We start from the raw sequence: 3,633 nt of genomic DNA, 5'->3' as shown, positions 1-3,633 counted from the left end.
TCGGCAGTCCTACATTAAAAGGCGATTTATTGGCAGTCAGCGAGATATACATCTGAGTGGAGTGTACCGCAACTAAACGCAGTTTTCGCCAAATTTCCCGATTTTTGGCTTCCTCGTGCCAAGTTCGCAAAAGTCCGAAAAAGTCGCTCGCTAAGTTGGGATAAGCAAACAAGCGATCGATATCGTCCAAAGCTAACACTATCGGTTTGGTTGTTGATGGTAGCAAATACTGCTCGAAGTACATCTTGCAACTAACCTGACTGCCAAAAAGCTCATCCCAATAATCCGCGATTTGATTGCGAAGTTGCAAACCCAAACCGACGTTAGCGCAGAACCACCGCAAGAATTTATCCAAATCTTGAAAAATCTCTCTATCCGCTATCTGAAAATCGATCGTAATTGTCCGATAACCTTGCTCGGCAGCTTTCTGAAGAATCCGCGCCATCAGGGAAGATTTCCCCATTCGCCGGGGAGCTTGGATGCGAATCAGCGCTCCCGGTTGCAAAACTGCCTTGTAACACTCAGATTCGATTGAATCGCGCTCCACATAAAAAGGCGAATTGAGGGGAACTTGACCCCCCGGTAATTCCGGCTCCATGTCTTTTTCTTCTTTTTCTTGTGGTTGTGGGATTTCCGGTTCTTCCACTTCCTCACCTTGCGGAAACACCCAGGAATAATCATTTGACTCCAGAACCAGATTAAAAGCGCTGAAGCACCTTTTCAGGGTGCTGCGATCGACCCCTACCTCGCGAGCGTAGATCTTCATCACGGTATTGATGGCTAACCGCGTGCGAGCGCTCATTTGTTCCAAAGTATACCGATTGCCGCTGTTGTCCTCGAATTCTGACTCGGCTTTAGCTGCTTCTAACTTCTGCAATCCTTGTAGGGTAAGGATTACACCGCGTTTGCGCTTTTCTTTATGTTGGTGTTGCAAGACTATCATGCGATTTCACTCAATTTCCCAAGATAAGCAAAATTTTAGCAAGTTAAGGGGCTCAACTTTCACGCTCCCAAAAAGTTAAAAATAGCCAAAACCCAAGCCAGGAGGTAGTTTGGTTAACTAATTCGGGCAAATCCTAACTTGCGATCTTAACTTGCGATCTTAAATAGCAAAAGTTGAGTGGTGCAATCCAGTTAGGTGGTGCAAACTAAATACAGTGTTTTCACTGAAGCAATCGCAGCCAGCGAGAAAAAAATTGACTCGCTGGCTGGAAGGAACGAGTGTGCGATCGCACAGAGGTCTATTGTTGAGCTTAAGCGAAGACAGTGCAACAACATACCTAGAAATCTGTTTCTGTCTTGTAACACTTGCGTCAGCTCTAACTTTATAGCCACTTTTAAAAGAATCAGACACATCGTATCTTCTCTAAATTGAATTGAAAAAGGGTAATCGCAATGACTTTATCGAGAACAATCAATCCATCAAAAGTAGCTAAAAACCTCCTCGTACCCAGATACATAAAGGACGATATCTCAAAAACAAGCGGCGCTCTGCTATTAATGCAAACATACGCCACACGGATACTCCAACAATCGGAATTAAACTTGAATTTGCACGATTGCCAAGCAATTGCTAGCGATTTAAATTTTGATCGAGAATTATGCGATCGGCACGCCAATCATATTTTAAATTCCCTGACACCTTCTCTTATTTCAGGGATCTCAGATATTGATAATTATGCCCAATTATTTCAAGATTTTTATCTAAAATTTCTTGAGATAGCTCCCAAAATTGACAAACAAAACGATGCCTTTTTTCGCCTAATCGCTTTATTAGATCGATTAGAAATGGAAGCAAAAAGAAGAAAAGATACGGCTCAGAAGATGGTGCAAGCATTACATAATTTTAATGCTAAAATTAAGAGTGATAAAGATAATTTTTCTGGTGAATTGGAAAGATTAAACCAAAAGGTCACCAATCCCATCGAAGTAGTTGACAACCTTGCCGATACAAGCAAAGCTCTTCAACAAGAAATACAGAAAAAGATTACTGGCGTTCTCGCAGCATCATTGTTGATTATTAGCGGTGCGGGGGTAATTGGATTTGAGTGTCTTAGCGCTCTTTCCTCAAACACGACGGCAATCTCAATTATCCTGAGTGGGATATCGGTAATTATTGCCGGATCGGGAGCATTAATTCATATCGGTAGCTCTCTCGTAGATTATGGTAAGAAACTGCGGACAAATTCCCAACAAAATACAGGGATATACACAGATATTGCCTCAGCAAACAGTCTAGCAGAGGATTTTGATTCATTGTGCGAAACCACAAATTACATACTAGAATCTCACAAGTCCCTCAGTCTAGAATGGTCATCGATCGTTACTGGTATTAGGAGATTTAAACAAGAAATAATTCGCGCATACGAGCCGTCAAAAATTGCCCACCTAGAAGACTATTTAAACTTTGCTAGTAGAGAGTGGCATATCATCAGCCAAAGAGCGCAAAAAATGCTATTCCGCGTTGCCTATCTCAAGCCAGAAGAGGTAAATCAGGTGCTAAATTTAGCAAATCAAAATATCAGTTCGATCGATTCGATCGGAAATCCCGAATTTGCTGCTGAAAATGTTCTATCTTCTTTTGCTTATAAACAAGCCAGATAAAGTTTCTTAGCCAACATAATTTTATCTATTTTTAGGTAAAATTAGACAATTTATCGCCCAACATAAAAATAAGGCAAATTAAGAAGTTTTCAATCTTCTTTAAAATGGCGATCGCATAGCTCACCGTCTCCGTTTCGCATCTGCTCAAGTACGCTGTCAAATTCAAACTGATGAACAAAGATTTGAAGCTTTTGCCTACACCAAAATCGGTACTAAACTATGCTTTATATTCCTGGTTATCAAGTCATATCAAAAATTTATCAAGGTATACACACGATCGTTTATCAAGCACTGCGAGAGTCAGACGGACAGCCTGTAATTCTCAAGATGCTCGCGAGCGAACATCCCAGGATAGAACAAGTTACCCGCTTAAGACAAGAGTATAAAATCACCAAAGATTTAAACATCAAAGGTATTGTTAAAGCTCTAGAAATAAAAGAATTTGGCAATAAATTTGTATTGGTTCTCGAATATTTCCAAGGCGTCTCAATTCGGGAGATAATTTATTTGCGATCGCTTCATATCAAAGAAATTTTAGAAATCGGGATTAAATTAGCATCAACGCTAGCCGAACTGCATAAAAATCAGATCGTTCACAAAGACATTAAACCGCACAATATTCTGATAAATTTGCCAACAAAGCAAGTAAAGCTCAACGATTTTGGCATTGCTAGCAGCCTATCAAAAGAAACCCAAAATAACAGCCATCCCAATCAACTCTCCGGCACTCTTGCTTATATGCCACCGGAACAAACCGGTCGGATGAATCGTAGCATTGATTATCGCAGCGATTTTTATTCTTTAGGTGCCACTTTTTATGAAATGCTCACAGGAGAACTACCATTTAAAACCACTGACGCTCTCGAATTAATTCACTGCCATATTGCAGTTCAACCAGTACCGCCAGTAGAGATAAATAGCCGCATACCTCAAGTCGTTTCTGACATTGTAATGAAATTGATGGCAAAAACCGCCGAAGACCGCTACCAAAGCGCAGAAGGTCTGAAAGTAGACTTAGAAAATTGTTTG

The 3,633-nt window shown here is 40.7% G+C and carries 3 protein-coding genes; 2 read left to right on the top strand and 1 reads right to left on the bottom strand.

Annotation, left to right across the window (positions count from 1 at the left end):
- Positions 1–943 (bottom strand): AAA-like domain-containing protein (locus H6S82_RS23930; protein ID WP_191056819.1); only part of this gene is annotated, 943 nt, incomplete at its 3' end.
- Positions 944–1,395: 452 nt separating this feature from the next.
- Here H6S82_RS23930 and H6S82_RS23925 point away from each other — a divergent pair.
- Positions 1,396–2,604, top strand: coding sequence for an HBL/NHE enterotoxin family protein (locus H6S82_RS23925; RefSeq protein WP_190463605.1), 1,209 nt, complete (start codon positions 1,396–1,398; stop codon positions 2,602–2,604).
- Between the two features lie 219 nt (positions 2,605–2,823).
- On the top strand, positions 2,824–3,633 hold an 810-nt coding region (locus H6S82_RS23920; protein ID WP_191056818.1), incomplete at its 3' end, for a serine/threonine-protein kinase.

It is taken from the genome of Planktothrix sp. FACHB-1355, assembly GCF_014748295.1.
Lineage (GTDB): Bacteria > Cyanobacteriota > Cyanobacteriia > Cyanobacteriales > Aerosakkonemataceae > Aerosakkonema > Aerosakkonema funiforme_A.
This window is presented reverse-complemented; position numbering and strand designations above follow the sequence as displayed.